We start from the raw sequence: 19,782 nt of genomic DNA on the forward strand, positions 1-19,782 counted from the left end.
GTCTTAATTATCCAATCGATGCAGCCTGCGTTACATATAGATGAGCTCGATGAGCCGTTCAGGCTCACCGCGCCGCGCGCGCCGCCTCCGCCACGCGCCGCGGCACCTGCACCGTCGCATCCAGCAGCATCTGCGCCATGCCCTTGCCCAGCGGGTCCATGCGCATCGACGACGGGCCGCCGCCATCGAGCGCATCGTGCAGCAGCAGGTTCATCGATGCGATGCCGGGCAGGTGGAAGCGTTCGACCTTGCCGTGCACCAGGTGGGCGAAGTAGTCCCCCACGAACTGCGGCGTGACGCGCGACCACAGCAGCGGCAGCCACTCCGGCCGGCGCGCGACCAGGCCGATGTTCGACAGGTTGCCCTTGTCGCCGCTGCGGGCCCAGGCGAGTTCGATGAGGCGGACCTCGACCTGCTCGCCGCCGTCTTCCTCGAAGGGCGGTGGCTCGGTGGCCGGCGAGGCCGCCGCGCCGTCGACATCGGCAGGGATCTCCACCGCATGCCGTTCGCCCCCGAGCACGAAGGCCACCGGCACCGCGGCCTTGGCCAGCGTGAACGCGAAGGGCTTGATCAGCGGCGACACCGCCGGCCGTCCGCCGCCGGGGCTGGTCGTGCCCGGTGCCCACGAGGTGCCCGACGGCGCGATCTCGCGCGCGAACATCGCCAGCGCCGCCTTCTGCGGATGATTGGCGACCACCCGCATCGTGACCTCGCGCACTTGCCGTGTGCGCGCGTGCGGGCCGTACAGCCATTCGGAGCCGATCACTTCGACGTAGGTCGAGGTGAAGGGTGGCAGGCCCATCTGCTGCAGGATCTCGCCGGTGCGTTCGATGATCGCTTCGGCCGTGCGCACCGCCTTCTTTTCGGCGTCGATGCCGACGAAGACCATGCTGCCGGCGCAGCGGAAGCCGTCGAGCTGGGTGGCCGAGACCTTGTAGCTGGGGGAGGGCGCGCGTCCGCGTGCCGGGCCCACCCGCACGCGGTCGGCGCCGAGCTGCTCGATCACGACCTCGCGGAAATCGCAGCTGACGTCGGGCAGCAGGTAGGCCCCGGGGTCGCCGATCTCGTAGAGCAGCTGCTCGGCCACGTTGGCGCGGATCACCTTGCCGCCGGTGCCCTCGGGCTTGGTGACGACGAAGCTGCCGTCGGCATGGCATTCGACGATCGGGTAGCCCATGTGGGCCCAGTCGGGGATGTCTTCCCAGTCGGTGTGCAGCCCGCCGGTGGCCTGGCAGCCGCATTCGATGATGTGGCCCGCGAGGCTGCCCGAGGCCAGCAGGTCGTGGTCGCCGGGCTGCCAGCCGAACTCGTGCATCAGCGGCCCGAGCGTGACCGCGCTGTCGACGCAGCGCCCGGTGATGACGACGTCGGCGCCAGCCGCCAGCGCAGCCGCGATCGGCAGCGCGCCCAGGTAGGCGTTGGCGCTCAGCACCTTCTCGGGCAGGGCCTCGCCGGTGAACATGTCGCGCGTGCCAGCCTCGCGCAGCTGCGGCATCTGCGTGCTGACGTCGTCGCCTTCGACCACCGCGATGCGCAGCGCCACGCCCTCGGCATCGGCCAGCGCCTGCAGCGCGGCGGCGCAGCCGTGGGGGTTGATGCCGCCGGCATTGCTCACCACCTTGACGCCCTGGCGCTTGACCTCGGCCAGCACGGATTTCATCGCGATGTCGACGAAGTCGGTGGCATAGCCGAGTTCGGGTTTCTTGGCCCGGGCCGAGGCCAGGATCGACATCGTGGTCTCGGCCAGGAAGTCGAACACGAGGTAGTCGAGCCGGCCGAGCTTCACGAGCTGCGGCGCCGCCACCATGCTGTCGCCCCAGAAGCCGGAGGCGCCTCCGATGCGGACGGTTTTCTTCGGGGTCGGGGGGGTGGTCATGGCGGTCTCGCTCCTCGGTGTCGACGGGGTGTCGCTGGAGCAGGAGCTTAGCCAGCCGCTCCGCCCGAGGCTTGCGCCAACTCGCTGACGAGGCGCAGCCATTGGGCGCAAGACGGGCGCCTCCCGTCGATGGCATCATCGACGCTCCTGCCATGCCATTGCCGCCTTCTTCCGCCGAACGCACCGAGGTGCACGCCCGCACCATCACCATCCGTGGCCATCGCCGTGCCGATGGCCTCTGGGATGTCGATGGCCACCTCGAGGACGTGCGCGCCCACGACTTCCGCTTTCCGGGCGGCGAGCGCCGCGGCGGGGCGCCGATCCATTCGATGTGGTTGCGGCTCACGGTCGATGCCACCGCGTTGATCGTCGATGCGGTGGCCGCCACCGACGCGGCGCCGTTCGACGAGGTCTGCGGCAGGATCGCGCCCGACTATGCGGCGCTGGTCGGATTGCGTGTGGGGCCTGGCTTCAACCGCGCCGCCGTGCGGCTGTTCGGCGGCGTGCGCGGCTGCACCCACATGTCGGAGCTGCTGCGGACCATGGCCACCGGCGTGCTGCAGACGCTGGCGGGCGCCGACCTCGCGGTCTCGCAGACCCAGAAGCCCTTCCAGCTCGACGGCTGCCACGCATTGGCCACCGACGGGCCGCAGGTGGCCAAGTTCTATCCGACCTGGTACCGCGCGAAGGGCGAGGACGAGCCGTCGTCCTGAAGCGGGTCAGGCCCGCACGAAGGTGAGTCGCGCCTCGTGCGCCAGGCCGTCGCGAACGATGTCGCGGGCCTCGTCGTCCGCGAAGTCGAACAGGGCGTCGGGGATCTCGTCTTCCTCGAGCGCGAAGAGGATCTCGATCGCCTCCTGCTGGGCTTCGGAAAAGGTCTTGCCCCGGGCCAGCCGATCGAACTTCGCGGCGGTCTCCTTCGGTGCCAGCTGCCGCAGCTCGAGCAGCTCGAGCACGAGCTTGATCTGCGACGGGGTCAGGGGCTTGGGGGCGGCGGCGGAAGGCTTCATGAAGTTCGATCCTTTTCGGTGGGGCAAGGGACTTTTCCTTTGCCTCGGAACCAGTCTCTTCGTCGATCCTTAAGCGTGGCTGAAAAGGCCGCCGAAGTGCATTCCCGCGCGCCAAAACATCGCCTGCGCGTGAGGAAAGTCTCGGGTTGTCCGATCGGCCGTCGTCATGGATGCGACACCTGCGGGGTCGGCACCGATGCCCGCTGCATGGATATCGGCCGCAGGCGCTCGTTCTTTAGCCTGCCGCCGCGGGCTCCGGCGGGGCCAGCAGGCCGGCCACCTTGATGGGCACGTCCCGGATCAGGTCCAGCGCCTCCTGGTTGCAGCTGCGCAGCCGGTCCTCGGCGTCGAGGTCCTTCTCCATCGACGCCCGCAGCGCCGCATAGGTGTTGCCGCCCAGGGCGATCACCTGGCCGATGTAGGGCGTGACCCTGGCATAGAGCGCGTGGTCGAGCGCCGCGAGCTGCATCTGGGCGCCGACCAGGGTCGCCACCTCGCCGTGGAACTCGACCTCGAAGGACGCGAGCGCCTCGCGGCTCGCCTTGCCCGAGGTCAGGACCTTGAAGGTGGCCCACATCATCGAATGGGCGGTGGAGGCCAGCGTTCGGGCCACGGTCGCCACCGCCTCCCGCGTGTCGCGGCGATGCTGGTCTTCGCGCGAGCGCGACCATTTCTCCAGCGCCAGCTTCGACTGGCGCCAGGCCGCGAGCGCACCGCCCACGATGCCGGCGAGGGCGCCGACGGCCACGCCGAGCACGACGGCCAAGCTGGTGTCGAGCGTCATGAGGGCCACCTGGCCGAAGTCTTGGTTCTCGCCATTGCGTTTGCTTTTCGCTATCGATATAGGTCTTTTCGGTCGCCGACCTCGACGACCAGGATGCGAATTTGTTGGTCCTGGATATCGCAGATCACCCTGCAGTCGCCGACCCGGTAGCGCCAGAAGGCGCCGAGCAACGGCCCCGTCAGTGCCTTGCCGGCAGCACGCGGATCCTGCTGGCCTGCGATGCGCTCGTCCATGGAGTCGACGATGCGTCGGGCAGTCTGCTTGTCGAGCTTGCGCAACTGCTTGAGCGCGGTGTCGGTGTAGTCAATGGTCCAGGCCAAGCTTCGTCCTCACCGCTTGCGCGCTGTGAACCTTCTCTTCGCCCTTGCGCACGCGCTCGAGGGTGGCCGCTGCCAGGTAGTAGTCTTCGAGGTCGGACAATCCTCTTTCCACCAATTCGCGCAGATAGAAGGCTTTGGTCCGGCCCGTTTGCGAAGCCAGAAAATCGAGCCGGCTTTCCAGCGCCGGGTCGAGGCGGATCGAAGTGGCCATGGCCAGGCTCCTTTGAATACGTGTATTCATTGTATCCATTTCGCCTGAATCCTGGCCGCGTCGCTTACGCAGGAGGGCTCCGGTACGGTCTCGCAGCCAGTCGGCGCAAGACCATTCCCGTCCGCGCCGCTAGCCTCATGCCAGACAGGAGACACCATGGAATTCCTCGAGGCACCGCCGCTGCCCTTCTATTTCACGCCCGAGCACGAACAGTTTCGCGCCACCCTGCGCGAATTCATCTCGCGCGAGATCACGCCCTTCGTCGCCGAGTGGGACGAGGCCGAGACCTTCCCGCGCGAACTGTACGCGCGCGCCGCCGAGCTCGGCGTGCAGGGCCTGGGCTACCCGGAGGCCTACGGTGGCACGCCGGCCGACGTCTTCTTCCAGCTGATCGTGGCGGAGGAGTTCGCGCGCTGCGGCGGGGGCGGGCTGCAGGCCTCGCTGAACTCGCACAGCATCGCACTGCCGCCGATCCTGCACGCGGGCAGCGAGGCGCTCAAGCAGCGGGTCATTCCGCCGGTGCTGGCCGGCGAGAAGATCGCGGCGCTGGCGGTCACCGAGCCCTCGGGCGGTTCCGACGTGGCGGCGCTCAAGACCACCGCGGTGCGCGACGGCGATCACTATGTCGTCAACGGCGAGAAGACCTTCATCACCTCGGGCATGCGGGCCGACTTCATCACCACCGCGGTGCGCACCGATCCGGCCATCGAGGGTGCGGGCGGCATCTCGGTGCTGCTGATCGACGGCGACACGCCCGGCCTCACGCGGACCGCGCTCAAGAAGATGGGGTGGTGGAGCTCCGACACCGCGCACCTGCGYTTCGACGACTGCCGGGTGCCGGTCGCCAACCTGGTCGGGATCGAGAACAAGGGCTTCAAGACCTTCATGAACAACTTCAACACCGAGCGTCTGTTCATGTCGGCGCTGGCCTGCGGTTTTGCCGAGGTCTGCCTGAAGGAAGCGGTCGACTGGACGCGCCAGCGCGTCTCCTTCGGCATGCCCCTGTCCGAGCGCCAGGTGGTGCGCCACAAGCTGATGGACATGACCATGCRCATCGATGCATCGCGCACGCTGGTCTACGACCTGGCCTACCGCATCGAGCACAAGCTGGCCGATCCGGCGCGCCTGGTGGCGCGCGTCTGCCTGGCCAAGGTGCAGGCCACGCAGGCGATGCAGTTCTGCGCCGACCAGGCGGTGCAGCTGCTTGGCGGCATGGGCTTCATGCGCGGCACGCAGAGCGAGCGCATCTACCGCGAGGTCAAGGTGATGATGATCGGCGGCGGCTCCGAGGAGGTCATGAAGGACCTCGCGGCGCGGCAGCTCGGCCTTTGAGACCACGAAGCAGGAAGCACGATGAAAGACACCGCCGACGACCTGCGCGCCGAGTACCGCGAACTCGCCGACCTCTGCCGCTTCGAGCAGGACATGGGTCGGCCGTGGGTTCCGGCGCAGCAAGCGCTCGTATGGGCCCGCGGGGCTGAATCCGAAGCTGCGGGTGGCGTCGCGGGGGTGAGACCGCTGCCCGCCGGTGCGCACTGTGCAGGCACTTGGACGTTTCAACGTCCAAGCCTTCGCGATCAGTTTTTCGGTAACCGTCGAATCGACCCGCTCGGCGTCGGAGCGGTGTCAACAGGGCTGACAAGCCTCTTCATGAGAAGTCCCCGCAGGTCTCTCCTCGTGTCGCAGACGATGTGAATGTACGCTGAGTCGTCCCTCAGTTCGTAGATGATCCTGTTCATCCCGGAGAGGACTTGCCGGTACTGCGCGATGTTGAGGCTTTCCAGCTCGGGCGGAATCCTGCCTGCCTTTGGATGGTCTTGGATCATCGCCACGGATTCCTTGATCTGTCCGTAGCTCGCAAGCCAGACGTCCTTGCCGAAGTTTCTGACGATGTAGATCTTCAAGTCCTTCAAGTCGGCCTCCGCGGACTCGAGGAGGACGACCCTCACTGAAGGTCGTCCTTGTCCATCTCTTCGAAGACTTCGACTGCCGGCCTGAACTGGCCTTGCTCGATCTCGCGGTTGCCCAGTGCCAGGAGCTTCAAGAGAGCAAGTGTCTCTTCATGCTCTTCATAAGACTGGACATCCATGACCACCAGCTTCGCTTCGCCGTTCTGTGTGATGAGCATGGGCTCACGGCTCTGCGAGAGGTCTTTGACGATCTCCGCTGCATGGCTCTTGAGGTAGCTGATTGGCTTGACCTGCGTAGAAAATTTCATGGTTGGATCCTGGCGCGGCAAGACTGATTATGGACTAAATTCAGACCACCGGCAGCGGCGCCGACCCACAGCATCTCGCGCAGGCCAGGCAGTCCGGCCAGCACCGGCCCCAGCTTGGCTCACAGCGCCGGCGCCTCGGCGGGCGAGGGGTGACAACCACCCGGGCGTCCAGCGCCTGGAGCTGGTCGGCGATCTGCGCCGGCTCCAGGAAGTGGTTGCGCTGAATGACGGTCCGGGGCGGGCCGCGTGCACAGCGAGTTTGCGCAAGACCTCGCCGTGGCCGATGCCTAAGCTTGCCGGACACACACCATCGACCCGCTCCAGCGCGACGGGCACAGCGCACATGGCAACCATCGAATCGACCATTTCCCCCGGCAGCGAGGCCTTCCAGGCCAACCGCGACGGCATGCTCGCGCTGATCGAGCGCGTCCACGGCTACGAGCGGCGCAGCGTCGCCACTTCGGCCAGGTCGCGCGAGCGCTTCGAGAAGCGCGGCCAGCTGCTGCCGCGCGAGCGCCTGTCGCTGCTGCTCGACCCGGGCACGCCCTTTCTCGAGATCTCTTCGCTGGCGGGGCTGGGCCTCGACAACCCCGACCTCGAGAAGAGCGTGCCGGGCGGTGGCGTGATCGGCGGCATCGGCTGGGTCTCGGGGGTGCGCGTGATGATCAACGCCTCCGACTCGGGCATCGACGCCGGGGCGCTGCAGCCGATGGGCATCCCCAAGCAGCTGCGCATGCAGGAGCTGGCGCTGGAGAACAAGCTGCCCTACATCCAGCTGGTCGAGAGCGCGGGCGCCAACCTCATGACCTACAAGGTCGAGGAGTTCGTGACCGGCGGCAACCTGTTCCGCAATATCGCGCGCATCTCGGCCGCCGGGCTGCCGGTGCTCACCGTGACGCACGGCTCGTCCACGGCGGGTGGAGCCTACCAGACCGGGCTGTCGGACTACATCGTGATGGTGCGGGGCCGCTCGCGGGCCTTCCTGGCCGGCCCGCCGCTGCTCAAGGCCGCCACCGGCGAGATCGCGACCGAGGAGGAACTCGGCGGCGCCGTGATGCACACCTCGATCTCGGGCCTGGGCGACTACCTGGCCGAGGACGACCGCGACGCGATCCGCATCGCCCGCGAGATCATGGCCAGCATCGACTGGAACCGCGATGTGCCGGCCGAGGCGCCGCGCCGCTTCAAGCCGCCGCGCTACGACGCCGAGGAGCTGCTGGGCATCATGCCGATGGACCACAAGCGTCCGGTCGACATGAAGCAGGTCATAGCCCGCATCGCCGACGACTCCGAGTTCCTCGAATTCGGCGAGAACTACGGCGGGGCCACCGTTGTCGGCCACATCAAGATCGAAGGACTGCCGCTGGGCATCATCACCAACAACGGCCCGATCGACCCGGCCGGCGCCGCCAAGGCAACGCATTTCATCCAGGCCTGCTGCCAGTCGAAGACGCCGATCCTCTACCTCAACAACACGACCGGCTTCATGGTCGGGCGAGACTACGAGGAGGCCGGCATCATCAAGCACGGCTCCAAGATGATCCAGGCCGTGACCAACGCCACGGTGCCGCAGATCACCATCTATTGCGGCGCCTCCTTCGGCGCCGGCAACTACGGCATGTGCGGCCGCGGCTTCCATCCGCGCTTCTGCTTCTCGTGGCCGAATGCCAAGACGGCCGTGATGGGCGGCGAGCAGGCCGCCAAGACCATGGTCATCGTGACAGAGGCCGCAATGAAGCGAAAGGGCGAGGTAGACCAGGCCAAGCTCGACGATCTGGAGCGCCGCATCATCGACCGCTTCGACAGCCAGATGAGCGTCTTCACGACCAGCGCGCGCCTGCTCGACGACGGCGTGATCGACCCGCGCGACACCCGCGCCGTGCTGTCCAAGGTGCTGTCGATCTGCCGCGAGGCCGAGCTGCGCGAGCCGCAGAAGATGCAGTTCTCGGTCGCCCGTCCCTGAGGTTCACGGCATGCAGCTCACCCCCGAACACGAGGCCCTGCGCGACACGCTGAACCGCTTCATCGACAAGGAGATCAATCCCCATGTCGACCAGTGGGCGCGCGACGAGATTTTCCCGGCTCCGAATTCACTGTCATGACTGCAAAGACTGTTCCAACTCATCACGTCACGCCATTCCGCAAGATCTTGGTCGCCAACCGCGGCGAGATCGCGCTGCGCGTGATCCGCAGCGCGCGCGCCATGGGCTACCGCACGGTGGCCGTGTATTCCACCGCCGATGCCGGCGCCCGCCATGTGCAGGAGGCCGACCAGGCGGTCTGCATCGGGGAGCCGCTGCCGGCCCAGTCCTACCTGCGCATCCCGGCCATCGTCGAAGCCGCGAAGCTCAGCGGCGCCGACGCGGTGCATCCGGGCTACGGCTTCCTGGCCGAGAACGAGGACTTCGCGCAGGCTTGCAAGGACGCGGGGCTGGTCTTCATCGGCCCTTCGGCTGAAGCCATCGTGTCGATGGGCAACAAGGCCGGCGCCAAGACGCTGATGCAGGCGGCCGGCGTGCCGTGCATCCCGGGCTACCAGGGCGAAGACCAGAGCGAGAGCCGACTGGCCGAGGAGGCCGCCCGCATCGGCTTCCCCGTGATGATCAAGGCCACCGCCGGCGGCGGCGGCCGCGGCATGCGGCTGGTGCCTTCGGCGAAGGAATTTCCCGAGCTGCTGCGCAGCGCGAGGTCCGAGGCGCAGAGTGCCTTCGGCGACCCGGAGGTGATCCTCGAGCGCGCCATCGTCGAGCCGCGCCACATCGAGATCCAGATCTTCGCCGACCGCCATGGCAACGCGATCCATCTCGGCGAGCGCGACTGTTCGGTGCAGCGCCGGCACCAGAAGCTGATCGAGGAAGCGCCGTCGCCCGCCGTCGATGCGGCCCTGCGCGAACGCATGGGCGCGACGGCGGTGGCGGCCGTGAAGGCGATCCGCTACGAAGGTGCGGGCACGCTCGAATTCCTGCTCGACCGCGAAGGCAATTTCTATTTCATGGAGATGAACACGCGGCTGCAGGTCGAGCACCCGGTAACCGAGGCCGTGACCGGCCTCGACCTGGTCGAACTGCAGCTGCGCGTGGCGGCCGGCGAGGCCCTGCCGCTGACCCAGGCGCAGGTGCGTTTCGAGGGCCATGCGATCGAGGTTCGGTTGTGCGCCGAGGATGCCGACCAGGGCTTTATGCCGCAGAGCGGAACGGTGGCGCTGTGGAAGATGCCGGCCCAGCTGCGGGTCGAGGACGCGCTGCGTTCGGGCGCCGAGATCCCGCCGTACTACGACTCGATGATCGCCAAGATCATCAGCCATGGCCGCACCCGCGACGAAGCGCGGCGCAAGCTCGCGGCTGGCCTGGAAGACGCGGTGGCGCTCGGCGTGACCACCAACCAGGCCTTCCTGCGCAGCTGCCTCGCGCATCCGGTGTTCGCCGCGGGCGGCGCCACGACCGCGTTCATCGGCCAGCATCAGGAAGCCTTGCTGGCGCCCGATGAAGCCGTGCAGGCGCGTGCCGCGGCGCTGGCGGCCGTGCTGCTCTACGAGACCACGGGCGAGCGCCGGCAGCGCGCGGCGGGCCGGCGCCTGTCGCACAACCTGCCGATCTCGCTGCGCTTCGACATCGGCGGCAAGGCGCAGAACGCGAGCGTGACCTTGCCGCGCCAGCACCGCTTCGAGGTCGCGCTCGGGGAGCGCAGTTTCGCGATCGATGTGGTCGCACTCGGCTCCGACACGGTCCGCTTCGTCTGCGATGGCCTTCAGGAGCACGCGACCTGGTTCCGCGACGGTGCGACCCTGCTGCTGCAGTACCGCGGCCTGGCGCTGCGCGTCGAGGACAAGACCCGCGCCGCCTCGGCAAGGCAAGGCGAATCGGGTGGCGACGGAAAACTTCGCGCCTCCATGAACGGCCGTGTCGTCGCGGTGCTCGCGGCGGTCGGCGACATGGTGGAGGCGGGGCAGCCGATCGTCACGCTGGAGGCGATGAAGATGGAGCACGTGCATGCGGCGCCCGTCGCCGGGCGGTTGACGGCGGTGCATGTGTCGAACGGGGAGCAGGTGGCGGCCAGCCGGGTGGTGGCTGAGATCGAAGTGCTCGTGACTGGGCCTGCGTGATCCCGATGGTGATGCTGTTCTCCCATGGAAAGGCGCCCGGCAAGCGGTGCGGGCCGAGCGACCCCACTGCGCCGGCCCTTCGGGCTCCCTTGCGCTGCTCGCCTTTCGCGGGGTCTCGCTCAAACTCGCTCCGCTGCGCTCCACTCAAACAGTCGCGAGCCCTTATCCGCGAAAGGCTGCGCTGCTCAGCGGCGCAGAGGGGATCGCCCGTCCCGCACCGCATGCCGGGCTCAGGGGGTGATCAAAGATCCGTGTCGTCTCCAACGCCGATGCAACCCCGACGTGTCAGCGATGGTGGGCGGCATGCGCCGGGTCGGCCGTTGAGGCACCGCCGAGCAGCGCAGCGGTGCGCGGAAAAAGGGCCGCGCGTGTTTGAGCGAAGCGAGTTTGCGCGGACCCCGCGTACCGCGAGCAGCGCAGGGAAGCCCGAAGGGCCGGTGACGTCGGCCGGCCCGGCGCATACCGCTCGCCATCGCCGCCAACGTCCGCAACAAGAATCAAGGAGACATCGATGAGCGAACCCAACCCGTCAGTGCTTCACGAGAAGCGAGACAGAGCCTTCTGGATCACCATCAACCGCCCCGACAAGCGCAACGCGATCAACAAGGACGTGATCGAAGGCATCCGCGAGGGCTACCGCCGTGCCCATGCCGACCCCGAGGTGCGCGTGATCGTGCTCACGGCCGCCGGCGACAAGGCCTTCTGCGCCGGAGGCGACCTGCAGCCCGGCGCGGGCTTCGCCTTCGACCTGTCGCGGCCCAACATCGACTACGCCGACATGCTGCGCGAGGCGCAGGATTCGACCTTGCCGAGCATCGCGCGCATCAATGGCGTCTGCATGGCCGGCGGAATCGGCCTGCTCTGCATGACCGACATGGCGATCGCCGCCGATCATGTGCAGTTCGGCCTGCCCGAGGTCAAGATCGGGCTGTTCCCGATGCAGGTGCTGAGCCTGCTGCAGCGCATCGCGCCGCGCCGCACGGTGCGCGAATGGTGCCTGTCGGGCGAACCCTTCGACGCCGCCGAAGCCCAGGCCAACGGCCTGCTCAACCACGTGGTGCCGGCCGCCGAACTCGACGCCAAGACCCAGTGGCTGATCGACCGTCTCGCCAACAAGTCCCCGACCGCGATCCGCCGCGGCAAATACGCGATGCGCGCCCTCGAAGCCATGTCCTTCGACGAAGGCATCGCCTACACCGAGAGCCAGATCGCGCTGCTCGCGATGACCGAGGACGCCAAGGAAGGCCTGGCCTCCTTCAACGAAAAGCGGAGGCCGACGTGGACCGGGCGCTGATCGGCGCGCCCATCGACCGCAGCGCCCGTGCGGTCGGCGTCTTCGTGCCGCTCAACTTTCGCCTGAGCGACCCCGAACTGGTCTGGAACATCGGCGACGCCAGCATCCACACGCTGGTCGCGGGCGAGGAGCACGTGCCGGTGATCTACACGCTGCCACGGGAACTGAGGCTCGTGGATGCGCTGCCGCGCAATCCGACCCGCAAGTTGCTCAAGGTCAGGCTGCGCACGCCCGCGAACGAGGGCACCTGACATGGCCGGCCCCGACGCAGCCTTCTGGCAAGCCCGCTTCGAGACCGGCACCACGCCGTGGGACCGCGGCGCCGCCAGCCCGCAGCTGCTGCGCTGGCGCGACGAGGGTGTCTTCACGGCCGGGAGCACCGTGCTGGTGCCCGGCTGCGGCAGCGGCTGGGAAGTGGCAGAGTTGGCGGCGGCCGGTGTCGCCGTCACCGGCCTGGACTACGCTGCGGCGGCGGTCGATCGCAGCAAGCAGCATCTGGCCGAGCGCGGCCTGCAGGCCCAGGTGCTGCAGACCGACGTGCTGCAGTGGTCGCCGACGGCGCCGGTCGATGCGGTCTACGAGCAGACCTGCCTGTGTGCGCTGCATCCCGACCACTGGACCGCCTATGCGGCGCAGCTGCATGCCTGGCTGAAGCCCGGCGGCCGGCTGCTGGCGCTCTTCATGCAGGCCCCCGCGGCGGGTGCGCCCGACGGCTTCGTGACCGGGCCGCCGTACCACTGCGACATCCACGCCATGCGGGCGCTGTTTCCGTCATCGCGCTGGTCCTGGCCCAAGCCGCCCTACGCGCGCGTCGGCCACCCGCTGGGCGCCCACGAACTCGCGCTGGCCCTGACACGCCTCTGAGCAAGGACACCCGCGTCGAAGACTTCATGCAGCAGCATGTCTACCCGGTCGAGAACGCCTGCTACGACGAGGTGCGCGAGAGCAGCCACCCGTACCACACGCCGCAGGTGCTGCAGGCGTTCAAGGCCAAGCGCGTCAAGCCGGCGCTGGAAGCGGCGGGAGCGGCGGCCGCCTGACCCTTGCCCGGCGTTGTCCGTCCTCGCGCAGGCCATTGCATTTCCCGCCTGACGGAGTACAAGAGCCCTCCGGACCAGACGGGGCGCTGGTTCGCCCGGCCGTTCCGACCGGTCTCGCTTCCGCCTCGATTTCAAGGAAATGGAGACGCGTATGCCGACCTACATGACGTGCTTCAGCTACAACACCGAAGGCTGGCAGAAGCTGGCGAAGAACCCCGAGGACCGCAGCGTGCCGGTCAAGGCGCTGATGGAAAAGCTGGGCGGCAAATTGCTCAGCATGTACTACATGGCGGGCGACTACGATGGCTTCATCGTCTACGAGGCGCCCGACGCCAAGGTGGCGGCCACCGCCATCGTCGCGGTCGAGCTCGCGGGCCATATCCGCACCCTCAAGACCTCGCAGCTCTTCACCGTGGCCGAGACGATGGAGGTGCTGGGCAGCGCCGGCAAGCTGGCCTATCCCGCGCCCAAGGGCTGAGCCCGGCGGTCAACCCGCCGTCTTGCCCCGGGCGGCCTTCCTGGGGCTCTCCGGTGCCGCCGTGGCGGCGCCGGCGCCCGCCTGCTCGAGCCACAGCAGGGTGTCGACATACGCCATGAACCGGTTGAGGTACTCGGGCGACAGGTCGCGCATCAGGGTCAGCGATCGATGCACGAGATGGTGCGAGTTGAGGGGACCGGCGTTTTCCGGCATCTTGGCCAGCGACTGCGTCAGCCGCCGCTCGGCGCTGAGCTTCGCCCAGGTGCCGCGGAAGTAGCCGAGCGTCTTCAACTCGCCGGCCGCCGGGCCGTCGCCCGCGGACGTTGCCTGCCGGGCCACCTGCTCGACCAGCAGCGCGAGCGGGCCACGGCCTGCCGGCAGCTTCGCGGTCGGCGGCGCCGCGTCGCCGTCGGCAGCTTGGGCGGCTGCCAGCGCCGCGCCATAGTCCGCCACCAGCCTGGCGACACGGTCGTCGAGGAGGCGGCGCGCCTCGCCGTCGTGGGCGGCCGAGCGTCCGGCCAGCGCCTCGATGAAATGGAAGCGCACGGGATCGAAGCGGTGGTCGCCGCTTTCGCGCCAGGCGGCGATCCGGGCGCCGGCTTCGCTGTCGCTAGCCACGGGGTCGGGCCTGCGCGTTGGACGGCCTCGGCGTGGGCGACATCTCGACGCGGCGGTTTTTCGACCGGCCATCGGCATCGGCGTTCGACGCCACCGCCTGCTCGGAGCCGAAGGCCGCGGCGAACACCGAGGAAGAGGGCAGGCCTTCTTCGATCAGCGCCCGTGTCACCGTCAGGGAGCGCTGGGCCGACAGCTCCCAGTTGTCGGCGAAGCGGCGCGCACCGTCGCGCATCTGGCGGTCGTCGGTGAAGCCGCTCACCATCAGGATCTCGTCGCGGGCCCGCAGGTAGGCGGCCAGCGGGGCGGTCAGGCTGCGCAGCAGCTGCCGGCCCTCGGGCTGCAGCTCGGCCGAGTTGAAGGCGAACAGCACGCTGCCGCTGATGCCGATGCGCCCGTTGTTCAACGTCACGCGGCCAGCGGCCAGGGGGCCGGCCAGGGCCTGTTCGAGCGTCTGCAGCCGTTGCGCGGCTTCCTGCCGCTGCTTGACCTCGGCTTCGAGCTGGCTCGCGAGATCGATCTGCATGCCGAGCACGCAGACCAGGATCAGCACGAAGGCGCCCAGCAGCCCCGACATCAGGTCGCCGAAGACGGCCCACACCGGCACCGTCGGCTCCATGCCGCCGTCGAGCTCTTCGGTCGTCACGCTTCGCTGCCTTCGGTGGCGCGCTGGCTGGCGATGCGCTGCAGGTCTTCGACGATCTGCTTCTGCGACATGATGCTCAGGTCGATGACCTCGCGCGCCTGTGCCACGTAGTACTCCAGCTGCTCGTCGCTGCGTGCGATCGACTTGCTGAGCGCGCCTTCGACGCGCTGCAGGTGGGACGCCAGCTTGTCGTTCGACTGGCTGAACAGCTGCACCCCGGCGCCGAAGGCCTCGCCCAGGCTCGCCACCTCGACCGCGCTGCCGGTGACCTGGGCGGCGACGCCGGCCATCTTGCCGGCTTCGGCGTCGACCGTTTCGGCGAAGCGCGTGCCGACGCGCTCCAGCAGGTCGGCCGAGGTGGCGACCAGGGCGTCGATCGCGCCGCGCTGTTCGGTGGACGCATGGTTCACCGCACCCAGCAGCGTGTCGAGCGTCGCCAGGATGCGGCTGCGTTCGTCGAGCATCGCGTTGTCGCGCGCCATGCTGTCGGACAGCTTCTGGCGCAGCTCGGCGATCACTTCGGCGGCGGCGCGAGGGGCTTCGGCGGCGGTCTGCATGAGCCCGGCGATCTCGGCGATCGTGCCCTTCGCGTGCGCTTCGGTCTGCGCCGAGATCTCGCGCGCGGTCTCGGCCAGGGTCCGGCAGATGGCCTGCTGCTGGTGCTCGCTGCGGGCGCCGGCCTGCTGCCATTCCTGCTGCAGCGCGGCGGCCATGGCCTCCAGCGCCTGGGTCCAGGCCGCGAGCCGCTGCTGGTCGCGCGAGGCGATCTCCGCCTGCAGCCCTGCATGCGCCTGGGCGACCGTGCCCAGCAGCGAAGCCGCGTGCTGCTCGAAGGTGGCCGACGCCGCTGCGAGCGCGCCCTGCGTGTCGTCCGACAGCTTTTCGCTCACGCGCTGCTGTTGCGCCAGGGCGCCGCTCCAGCCCTCCGACAACTGGCCGACCGTGCTTTCCAGCCGGCCGGAGACGCTGTTGACGAGCGCGGCCGAGCGTTGTTCGAAGGTCTGGGCGAAGCGGTCGAGCGCAGCGCGCAGGTCTTGGGACTGCGCCTCGCTGGTGCGCTGCTGCCCGGCGAGTGCGCCCTGCCAGAGTTCGGCCACGGTGGCGGTGCTGGCCTCGAAACGGGTCGACAGCCCGTCGAGCTGCCGCTGCACGCTGTGCTCGACCGTCTGGTGCAGCGCGGCCGCCTCGCGGGCGATCCCGGCCATGGTGGCCTCGACCACCGGCTGGATCGTGGCGCTGGCGGCGCGCGCGCTTTCGATCAGGCTCTGCTCCAGCGAGCGGCCGACCGTGGCGGCGAGGCCGGCATAGGCGGTCTCGGCCTTGCCGTGGAATGTGTCCTGGCTGGCGGCGAGCCGTTCATGCAGGGCCTGGCTCTGGCGCTCCATCGTCGCCATCATGGCCTGCAGCCGGTCGACCAGCTGGGGCATCGCCTCGCTCTGCCGCTGCAGCAGCTGGAAGGATTGCTCGCGCTGATGGACCTGCGAGAAGACCCGCAGGCTGGTCGCGATCCGCGTGTCGAGCCGCTGGCCGGCCTGCAGCCGGTCGCGGCGGCACAAGGCAGACAGGAGGCCCAGCATCGCCGACGCCGCCACACCCGCGAGCGAGGTGCCGAAGGCCAGTCCCAGGCCCTTCACCGGGGCCGCCAGCGAGGAGCGGATGGCCTGCAGGTCCGACGCACTCTCCAGCGCCGTCCCGGTGCCGCTCAGGGTCACCACCATGCCGAGGAAGGTGCCGAGCATGCCGAGCAGCACCAGCAGGCCCGTGAGGTAGGGCGTCAGGGCCGGGCCGGGCAGGGCGGCGCGTTCGCCTTCGACCCGCAGGCGCACCGCGTTCTGCAGCGAAGGGTGGAGCGTGTCCAGCCACGGCCCCAGGCTCGCCGGCGGCGCCGACAGGCCCGCCACGGCGTTCGCCAGGGTGGCGGTGGCCTGGTGGTAGCGGCGCAGCTCCAGCGCGCCGATCACATAGAAGGCGCCGATCAGCAGCGTGATCGCCAGCGCCAGCGGGTTCGAGCCGATGTAGCCGGCACCCACCCAGCACACGGCGGCGAGGCCGACGAAGAAGGCGGCGTAGTGAAGAAATCTGGTCATGAAGGCCTGTCAGCGGTCAGCTCTTGCGAAGGGCGTCGAGCAGCCCTTCGATCGGTTGCAATCGAATATCCAGTTCGGCCAGCAGCACGCCCTGCATGTCGCGGCAGAAAACGTCCAGCCAGGCGCCGGGTGCGGCGCCGCCGTCGCTTTCGTCGGCCGGCCGCTCGGCCGCCTGGCGCAGGCGCTCGAAGTGCTTTTCGAGCAGCCCGGGCACGGTCGCCAGCAGGCGGTGCTCCTGCGACCCGAGCACCTGCTCCATGACCACGTCCAGCGCGGCCAGCCGGGCCATCTCGGGCGACGCGGACGCGAGCTTGGCGCGCAGCCGGCCGCGCAGGGGACCGATGGCGGTCTCCATGGCCTGTTGCCGGGCGAGGTAGCGTCGACGGTGCGATGCGAAGTCGGACGCAAAGGCGCCGCGTTCGGCGATGGCTTTCGCCAATGCCGCCCGCACGCCATCGACTTCGGGTCGTTCGGCGTCGGCCGGGCCGCGCGCGCGCCTTGGCGTCGCCGCCGGACTGCCATCCAGCGCCGCCGAGAGCGAAATCGCGTCGGTCCAGCCGAACCACTGACTCAAGCGGTCCGCGAAGCCCTGGCGGGATTCGGGATGCGTGATGTCGGTCAGTCGAGCGAGCAAGCGAACCAGCGCCGAGTCGGTGAAACCTGTGCGCCTTGACACTTGCACCTACTGGAAAAACCGCCGATTTTACATCGGTGCCCGCAAAGCGGGTCCCCACATCAGCCCGCCATGAGCCCGATGACGACGGCGTTGACCAGGTCGATGAAGAAGCCGCAGACCAGCGGCACCACGATGAAGGCGCGCGGCGCGGCGCCGTGTTCGCGGGTCACGGCGCTCATGTTGGCGATGGCCGTGGCGGTGGAGCCGAGCGCGATGCCGCCGAAGCCGGCCGAGACCACCGCCGCCTCGTAGTCGCGCCCCATGCAGAGAAAGACCACGAACACGGCGAAGGCGATCGCCATCAGGATCTGCAGCGACACGGCCGTCAGCACGAAGACCGCCACGCCATGCATCTGCCACAGCTGCAGCCCCATCAGGGCCATGGTCAGGAAGACGCCGAGGCAGATGTCCGAGAGCAGCGCCACGCCGGCCTGCATGCGCTCCCAGTGCCACAGCTGGCCCTTCTGCTTGGTGAACAGCGCGCTGACGTTGCGCAGCACGATGCCGGCGATCAGGGCGCCGACGAAGCCCGGCAGCCGCAGGCGGGTCAGCGCGATGGCGTCGCTGACGATGCGGCCCAGGATCAGCGCCAGGTTGAGCCAGAGCAGCGCCAGCAGCACGCTGTTGTAGTCCAGGCGGCTGCGGTTCTCGTCCTCGTAGTGGGCGCCGGCCGGCAGCGCCGCTTCGGCCGACGACTTGAGCCGGTGTCGGCGCATCAGCCAGGCGGCGATCGGGCCGCCGATCGCGCAGGCCGAGATCAGGCCCGCCATGTTGCTGGCCAGGCCGATGGCCTCGGCGTTGGCGATGCCCAGCTGCACGAAATGCGGCGCCCAGGCCAGCGTCGTGCCGACGCCGCCGGTGAGCGACACCGAGCCGGTCAGCAGCCCGGCGCGGCGGTCGAGCCCGAAGCCGCTGGCCACCGCCATGCCGGCCAGGTTCTGCAGCACCATGAAGCCGGTGGCCAGCGCGACCAGGATCACCAGCGGCCGGCCGCCCTGGCGCAAGGTCCGTACGTCGGAGCCGAGCCCGATGGCGGCGAAGAAATAGAGCAGCAGCACGTCGCGCACCCCGAGCTGGAAGTCCACCTTGAGCCCGAGCACCAGGTAGAGCGTGCTGACCACCACGATGCTGACCAGCCCGCCGATGACCGGCTCGGGAATGCTGTAGCGGCGCAGCAGCTCGAAGCGGCGAGTGCAGGCCTTGCCGACGAACAACAACAGGATCGCCAGCGTGAAGCTGACGTAGGCGTCGAGGTGCAGGTCGTGTTGCAGCAAGGCGGTGGTTCCGGTGATGGGGAGGGGGCGCCGGCCAGAGCATAACGGCCCGGTTACGTAATTCCCCTCACCCGGGCGTCAGATTCCGATCAGCGAGCAGGAAACAACATCGGGTTGTCCCAGCAACCCTGCATGGGGCGGAAGGCGGTCCGGCAGCGGGCCGCTTTCACGACCGGAAACAAACCATCTTGCGCGTATGAATAGAAATCTAGTCCGAGGCCTGTTCCTCGTGGCGATCTCGCTGGCCTTCGGCCTGCAGGCGCTGCGATATCCCATTGGTGACTTCAGCCGCGCGGGGCCGGGATTGTTTCCCGCCATGGTGAGCGGCATCCTGCTCGTGATCGGCGCGGCGACCGTGGTCCGCTCGTTCTTCGTCGAGCGCGTGCGGCTCAGCATCAACTTCAGGAACATCGCGATCATCCTGGGCAGCCTCTGCGGCCTGGCGCTGATCTCGACCTACGTGAACATGATCGCCGGGATCGTCTTCATGGTGTTCTTCTCCGCCTTGGCCAGCAGTTCCGGTTATTCGTGGGTGCGCAACGTCAAGGTGTCCCTCGGGCTGGTCGCGATGGCCCTGGCTCTCCAGAAACTTCTCGGCCTGAACCTGCCGCTCTACTGACCATGGATGCCTTGAACAACCTGGCGTTTGGGTTTTCCCACGCCCTGACCCTCTCGAACCTGATGTACTGCGCCATCGGCTGCACGGTGGGCACGCTGGTCGGCCTGCTGCCCGGCCTGGGGCCGCTGGCCACCATCAGCCTGCTGCTGCCGCTGACCTATTCGATCCCGACCACCGGTGCGCTCATCATGCTGGCCGGCATCTACTACGGGGCGCAGTACGGCGACAGCGTGAGCGCGATCACGATGAAGATCCCGCACGCCAGCAGTATCGTGGCCTGTATCGACGGCTATGCGATGACGCTCAAGGGTCAGACCGGCCTGGCGCTGTTCACGGCGGGCTTCTCCAGCTTCATCGGCGGCACAGTCGCCATCCTGGTGCTGACCTTCCTGGCGCCCATGCTGGGCGAGGTGGCCTTCCTGTTCGGGCCCGCCGACTACGTCGCCATGATGCTGGTCGGCTTCGTGTGCGTGAGCTTCGTCACCACCGGCAGCCTGCTCAACGGGCTGGCCATGTGCATGATCGGCGTGCT

General features: G+C 68.6%; 23 protein-coding genes and 1 pseudogene. 12 read left to right on the forward strand and 12 right to left on the reverse strand.

Going from position 1 to position 19,782, the window contains the following annotated elements; genetic code table 11:
- Window positions 1-64: 64 nt before the first annotated feature.
- Entirely contained in the window at window positions 65-1,876 is a 1,812-nt protein-coding gene (locus AC1DF3_RS24755; RefSeq protein ID WP_478141165.1) for an acyclic terpene utilization AtuA family protein, read from the reverse strand.
- Between the two features lie 152 nt (window positions 1,877-2,028).
- Between AC1DF3_RS24755 and AC1DF3_RS24760 the strand changes: the two genes are divergently transcribed.
- Window positions 2,029-2,589 (forward strand): DUF2889 domain-containing protein, encoded by a 561-nt coding sequence (locus tag AC1DF3_RS24760; RefSeq protein WP_286537929.1) that lies wholly within the window; start codon window positions 2,029-2,031, stop codon window positions 2,587-2,589.
- 6 nt (window positions 2,590-2,595) lie between these two features.
- Here the strand turns inward: AC1DF3_RS24760 and AC1DF3_RS24765 are convergent, their stop codons facing one another.
- From AC1DF3_RS24765 to relB, 4 genes are all read right to left on the reverse strand, one after another.
- A complete protein-coding gene (locus tag AC1DF3_RS24765; protein ID WP_286537930.1) occupies window positions 2,596-2,886 on the reverse strand; it encodes a hypothetical protein in 291 nt (96 codons plus the stop codon).
- Window positions 2,887-3,121: 235 nt separating this feature from the next.
- A complete protein-coding gene (locus tag AC1DF3_RS24770; RefSeq protein ID WP_286537931.1) occupies window positions 3,122-3,670 on the reverse strand; it encodes a hypothetical protein in 549 nt (182 codons plus the stop codon).
- A 50-nt stretch (window positions 3,671-3,720) separates the two neighbouring features.
- Window positions 3,721-3,990 carry a type II toxin-antitoxin system RelE family toxin gene (locus AC1DF3_RS24775; protein WP_286537932.1) on the reverse strand — a complete coding sequence of 90 codons (270 nt, stop codon included), beginning with the start codon at window positions 3,988-3,990 and terminating at the stop codon, window positions 3,721-3,723.
- Window positions 3,974-4,201 carry a type II toxin-antitoxin system RelB family antitoxin gene (gene relB / locus AC1DF3_RS24780; protein ID WP_286537933.1) on the reverse strand — a complete coding sequence of 76 codons (228 nt, stop codon included), beginning with the start codon at window positions 4,199-4,201 and terminating at the stop codon, window positions 3,974-3,976. The genes AC1DF3_RS24775 and relB overlap by 17 nt, the downstream gene beginning before the upstream one ends.
- 156 nt (window positions 4,202-4,357) lie before the next feature.
- On the opposite strand from relB, the gene AC1DF3_RS24785 reads away from it, so the two are divergent.
- Window positions 4,358-5,533 carry an acyl-CoA dehydrogenase family protein gene (locus AC1DF3_RS24785; protein ID WP_478141166.1) on the forward strand — a complete coding sequence of 392 codons (1,176 nt, stop codon included), beginning with the start codon at window positions 4,358-4,360 and terminating at the stop codon, window positions 5,531-5,533.
- 245 nt (window positions 5,534-5,778) lie between these two features.
- On the opposite strand, the gene AC1DF3_RS24790 is transcribed toward AC1DF3_RS24785, so the two are convergent.
- Both AC1DF3_RS24790 and AC1DF3_RS24795 read right to left on the reverse strand, forming a co-directional pair.
- Window positions 5,779-6,150, reverse strand: a complete 372-nt coding sequence (locus tag AC1DF3_RS24790; protein WP_478141167.1) for a type II toxin-antitoxin system RelE/ParE family toxin — start codon at window positions 6,148-6,150, stop codon at window positions 5,779-5,781.
- Window positions 6,147-6,419, reverse strand: a complete 273-nt coding sequence (locus tag AC1DF3_RS24795; RefSeq protein WP_478141168.1) for a type II toxin-antitoxin system Phd/YefM family antitoxin — start codon at window positions 6,417-6,419, stop codon at window positions 6,147-6,149. The genes AC1DF3_RS24790 and AC1DF3_RS24795 overlap by 4 nt, the downstream gene beginning before the upstream one ends.
- Before the next feature lie 343 nt (window positions 6,420-6,762).
- Between AC1DF3_RS24795 and AC1DF3_RS24800 the strand changes: the two genes are divergently transcribed.
- The 8 genes and pseudogenes from AC1DF3_RS24800 to AC1DF3_RS24835 all read left to right on the forward strand — a co-directional run bounded on the left by AC1DF3_RS24800 (window position 6,763) and on the right by AC1DF3_RS24835 (window position 13,333).
- Window positions 6,763-8,382 (forward strand): acyl-CoA carboxylase subunit beta, encoded by a 1,620-nt coding sequence (locus AC1DF3_RS24800; RefSeq protein WP_478141169.1) that lies wholly within the window; start codon window positions 6,763-6,765, stop codon window positions 8,380-8,382.
- 10 nt (window positions 8,383-8,392) lie between these two features.
- Window positions 8,393-8,503 (forward strand): annotated as a pseudogene (locus AC1DF3_RS24805) (acyl-CoA dehydrogenase family protein); the annotation flags it as partial.
- Between the two features lie 14 nt (window positions 8,504-8,517).
- Window positions 8,518-10,521, forward strand: a complete 2,004-nt coding sequence (locus AC1DF3_RS24810) for an acetyl/propionyl/methylcrotonyl-CoA carboxylase subunit alpha (protein ID WP_478141170.1) — start codon at window positions 8,518-8,520, stop codon at window positions 10,519-10,521.
- A gap of 511 nt (window positions 10,522-11,032) precedes the next feature.
- A complete protein-coding gene (locus tag AC1DF3_RS24815) occupies window positions 11,033-11,815 on the forward strand; it encodes an enoyl-CoA hydratase/isomerase family protein (RefSeq protein ID WP_478141171.1) in 783 nt (260 codons plus the stop codon).
- Window positions 11,800-12,066, forward strand: a complete 267-nt coding sequence (locus tag AC1DF3_RS24820) for a hypothetical protein (protein WP_478141172.1) — start codon at window positions 11,800-11,802, stop codon at window positions 12,064-12,066. The genes AC1DF3_RS24815 and AC1DF3_RS24820 overlap by 16 nt, the downstream gene beginning before the upstream one ends.
- 1 nt (window position 12,067) lies before the next feature.
- Window positions 12,068-12,679: a methyltransferase domain-containing protein gene (locus tag AC1DF3_RS24825; protein ID WP_478141173.1), complete on the forward strand. Its 612-nt coding sequence runs from the start codon at window positions 12,068-12,070 to the stop codon at window positions 12,677-12,679.
- A 26-nt stretch (window positions 12,680-12,705) separates the two neighbouring features.
- Entirely contained in the window at window positions 12,706-12,855 is a 150-nt protein-coding gene (locus AC1DF3_RS24830) for a hypothetical protein (protein ID WP_286536386.1), read from the forward strand.
- Between the two features lie 151 nt (window positions 12,856-13,006).
- On the forward strand, window positions 13,007-13,333 hold the full coding sequence (locus AC1DF3_RS24835) for a GYD domain-containing protein (protein WP_478141174.1): 327 nt from the start codon (window positions 13,007-13,009) through the stop codon (window positions 13,331-13,333).
- Between the two features lie 9 nt (window positions 13,334-13,342).
- Here the strand turns inward: AC1DF3_RS24835 and AC1DF3_RS24840 are convergent, their stop codons facing one another.
- From AC1DF3_RS24840 to gltS, 5 genes are read right to left on the reverse strand one after another with little or no spacing between them, the layout of a single operon-like run.
- Window positions 13,343-13,951, reverse strand: coding sequence for a DUF2894 domain-containing protein (locus tag AC1DF3_RS24840; RefSeq protein WP_286536389.1), 609 nt, complete (start codon window positions 13,949-13,951; stop codon window positions 13,343-13,345).
- A complete protein-coding gene (locus tag AC1DF3_RS24845; protein WP_478141177.1) occupies window positions 13,944-14,567 on the reverse strand; it encodes an OmpA family protein in 624 nt (207 codons plus the stop codon). The genes AC1DF3_RS24840 and AC1DF3_RS24845 overlap by 8 nt, the downstream gene beginning before the upstream one ends.
- 23 nt (window positions 14,568-14,590) lie before the next feature.
- Window positions 14,591-16,681: a DUF802 domain-containing protein gene (locus AC1DF3_RS24850; protein WP_478141175.1), complete on the reverse strand. Its 2,091-nt coding sequence runs from the start codon at window positions 16,679-16,681 to the stop codon at window positions 14,591-14,593.
- A gap of 16 nt (window positions 16,682-16,697) precedes the next feature.
- A complete protein-coding gene (locus tag AC1DF3_RS24855; RefSeq protein ID WP_286536391.1) occupies window positions 16,698-17,363 on the reverse strand; it encodes a DUF3348 domain-containing protein in 666 nt (221 codons plus the stop codon).
- 53 nt (window positions 17,364-17,416) lie between these two features.
- Entirely contained in the window at window positions 17,417-18,631 is a 1,215-nt protein-coding gene (gene gltS, locus AC1DF3_RS24860; protein WP_286536392.1) for a sodium/glutamate symporter, read from the reverse strand.
- Window positions 18,632-18,827: 196 nt separating this feature from the next.
- Here gltS and AC1DF3_RS24865 point away from each other — a divergent pair, with 196 nt between their 5' ends.
- Together AC1DF3_RS24865 and AC1DF3_RS24870 are read left to right on the forward strand one after the other, a co-directional pair.
- On the forward strand, window positions 18,828-19,250 hold the full coding sequence (locus AC1DF3_RS24865) for a tripartite tricarboxylate transporter TctB family protein (RefSeq protein WP_286527107.1): 423 nt from the start codon (window positions 18,828-18,830) through the stop codon (window positions 19,248-19,250).
- Between the two features lie 2 nt (window positions 19,251-19,252).
- A partial coding sequence (locus tag AC1DF3_RS24870; protein WP_478141176.1) for a tripartite tricarboxylate transporter permease occupies window positions 19,253-19,782 on the forward strand: 530 nt, incomplete at its 3' end.

The sequence above is a fragment of the Variovorax sp. 10N432 genome (genome assembly GCF_056394465.1).

Excerpts from the sequence above, each read along its gene's own strand:
- AC1DF3_RS24755 (WP_478141165.1), bottom strand. The coding sequence starts at position 1,876 with ATGACCACCCCCCCGACCCCGAAGAAAACCGTCCGCATCGGAGGCGCC.
- AC1DF3_RS24760 (WP_286537929.1), top strand. The coding sequence starts at position 2,029 with ATGCCATTGCCGCCTTCTTCCGCCGAACGCACCGAGGTGCACGCCCGC.
- AC1DF3_RS24765 (WP_286537930.1), bottom strand. The coding sequence starts at position 2,886 with ATGAAGCCTTCCGCCGCCGCCCCCAAGCCCCTGACCCCGTCGCAGATC.
- AC1DF3_RS24770 (WP_286537931.1), bottom strand. The coding sequence starts at position 3,670 with ATGACGCTCGACACCAGCTTGGCCGTCGTGCTCGGCGTGGCCGTCGGC.
- relB (WP_286537933.1), bottom strand. The coding sequence starts at position 4,201 with ATGGCCACTTCGATCCGCCTCGACCCGGCGCTGGAAAGCCGGCTCGAT.
- AC1DF3_RS24795 (WP_478141168.1), bottom strand. The coding sequence starts at position 6,419 with ATGAAATTTTCTACGCAGGTCAAGCCAATCAGCTACCTCAAGAGCCAT.
- AC1DF3_RS24800 (WP_478141169.1), top strand. The coding sequence starts at position 6,763 with ATGGCAACCATCGAATCGACCATTTCCCCCGGCAGCGAGGCCTTCCAG.
- AC1DF3_RS24810 (WP_478141170.1), top strand. The coding sequence starts at position 8,518 with ATGACTGCAAAGACTGTTCCAACTCATCACGTCACGCCATTCCGCAAG.
- AC1DF3_RS24815 (WP_478141171.1), top strand. The coding sequence starts at position 11,033 with ATGAGCGAACCCAACCCGTCAGTGCTTCACGAGAAGCGAGACAGAGCC.
- AC1DF3_RS24825 (WP_478141173.1), top strand. The coding sequence starts at position 12,068 with ATGGCCGGCCCCGACGCAGCCTTCTGGCAAGCCCGCTTCGAGACCGGC.
- AC1DF3_RS24830 (WP_286536386.1), top strand. The coding sequence starts at position 12,706 with ATGCAGCAGCATGTCTACCCGGTCGAGAACGCCTGCTACGACGAGGTG.
- AC1DF3_RS24835 (WP_478141174.1), top strand. The coding sequence starts at position 13,007 with ATGCCGACCTACATGACGTGCTTCAGCTACAACACCGAAGGCTGGCAG.
- AC1DF3_RS24845 (WP_478141177.1), bottom strand. The coding sequence starts at position 14,567 with ATGGAGCCGACGGTGCCGGTGTGGGCCGTCTTCGGCGACCTGATGTCG.
- AC1DF3_RS24850 (WP_478141175.1), bottom strand. The coding sequence starts at position 16,681 with ATGACCAGATTTCTTCACTACGCCGCCTTCTTCGTCGGCCTCGCCGCC.
- AC1DF3_RS24865 (WP_286527107.1), top strand. The coding sequence starts at position 18,828 with ATGAATAGAAATCTAGTCCGAGGCCTGTTCCTCGTGGCGATCTCGCTG.